The following is a 1,941-nucleotide window of genomic DNA, read 5'->3' as shown; positions in this document are numbered from 1 at the left end:
CCGGCTTCGTGGGCTCGACGCTGCCGGCCGGCACCATCATCGGCGGTGCGGGCGGCCAGGGCGGCAACTCGGGGGCCATCGTCGAGGTCGGCGGCAATGGCAGCGACGGCGCCGGCGGCGGCGGCGGCGGTGCCGGCGCGATCCTGAGCGGCGGCGGCAGCACGAGCACGAGCGGGAATGTCACCGGCGGCGTCGGCGGCAATGGCGGCGCCAGCGCGTCGGGAACCGCGGGCGCGGCGGGCCAGCTGGGCGGCTCCGCCAACTATGCCGGCCGCGGCGGCGGCGGCGGTGCGGGCATCATCGCGACCGGCATCAACGTCACCAATGGCTTCCTCATCACCGGCGGCAATGGCGGCAATGGCGGCGTGAGCGGCAATGGCGGGGACGGGGGCACCGGCGCGAATGGCGGGTCCGCCCAGGCGCTGCCCGCCTTCGCCATCGGCGGCAATGGCGGCTCCGGCGTCACCGGCTCCGGCTTCACCCTGATCAACACCGGCACCGTCACCGGCGGCACCGGCGGCGTGGGCGCCAATGGCGGCAATGGCGGCAACGGCACCGGTGGCGGCAATGGCGGCGCCGCCGGCAGCGGCAGCGCGGGCGGCAATGGCGCCGCCGGCGTCAACGGCACCGGGATCAATGTCAGCAACGCGGCCCTCATCATCGGCGGCAATGGCGGCGCCGGTGGCATCGGCGGCAATGGTGGCGCCGGGGCCACCGCCGGCACCGGCGGCAATGGCGCCGCCGGCGGCAGTGGCGGCGCCGGCATCGTCACTTCGGGGGCGACGGTCAGCAACACCGGCACTATCCAGGGCGGCGATGGCGCAGCGGGGGCCGCGGGCGGCACCGGCAGCGCCAACGGCGCCGCGGGCACGGCGGGCCTCGGCGGCGTGGGCGTCACCGGCGGCAACCTCGTGATCCTCAACTCCGGGACGATCGCCGGCGGCCTGAGCGGCGGCGGCGCGCAGGCGAACGCCGTCACCTTCACCGGCGGCACCAATGTGCTCGAGCTCCGGGCGAACTTCGCCATCACCGGCACTGTGCAGGCCTTCAGCACCGCAGACACCTTCCGTCTGGGCGCCGGCATCAATGCGAGCTTCGATGCGGGGTTGTTCGGCACGCAGTATCTGGGTTTCGGCATCTTTCAGAAGTCCGGTTTCAGCACCTGGACGCTGACCGGCGCGACCGCGGAGGTCACGCCCTGGACGATCCTCAGCGGCACGCTGTCGGTCGCGAATGACGCGATGCTGGGCGACCCGTCCGGCACGCTGACCCTGAATGGCGGCATCCTGCAGGTGACGGGTGCCGCCTTCACCAGCACCCCGCGCCCGGTCGTGCTCGGCGCGAACGGCGGCGGCTTCGACATCGCCTTTGCCGGCAACACCTTCACGTTGACCCAGGCGCTGAGCGGCACCGGTGCGCTGACGAAGCTCGGGGCCGGCACCCTCGTGATGACCGCCGACAACGCCTATGCCGGCGGCACCACGATATCAGGCGGCACCTTGCAGCTCGGCGCCGGCGGCACCACCGGCAGCATCGTCGGCAACGTGCTGAACAACGCCACGCTGGCCTTCAACCGCAGCGATGCGCTGACCTTCGCCGGCGTCGTCTCCGGCAGCGGCGCGGTGCGCCAGGACGGGACGGGCACCACCATCCTGACCGCGGAGAACACCTATGCCGGCGGCACCACGATCGCAGCCGGCACCTTGCAGCTCGGCGCCGGTGGCACCAGCGGCAGCATCGTCGGCAACGTGCTGAACAACGGCACGCTGACCTTCAACCGCAGCGACGCCGTGACCTATGCCGGCGTCGTCTCCGGCAGTGGCGCTGTCAGGCAGGACGGCACCGGCACCACCATCCTGACCGGCGAGAACACCTATACCGGCGGCACCACCATCACCCAGGGCACGCTGCAGCTCGGCAATGGCGGCACGTCCGGCAGCA

1 protein-coding gene is annotated in these 1,941 nt (G+C 73.0%); it reads left to right on the top strand.

Annotated features, from left to right (window positions below):
* Positions 1 to 1,941, top strand: a 1,941-nt coding sequence (locus GXW71_RS35360; RefSeq protein ID WP_211858595.1) for an autotransporter-associated beta strand repeat-containing protein, incomplete at both ends; no start/stop codon positions are given.

Origin of the sequence: Plastoroseomonas hellenica (assembly GCF_018129085.1) — a bacterium.
Lineage (GTDB): Bacteria > Pseudomonadota > Alphaproteobacteria > Acetobacterales > Acetobacteraceae > Plastoroseomonas > Plastoroseomonas hellenica.
This window is presented reverse-complemented; position numbering and strand designations above follow the sequence as displayed.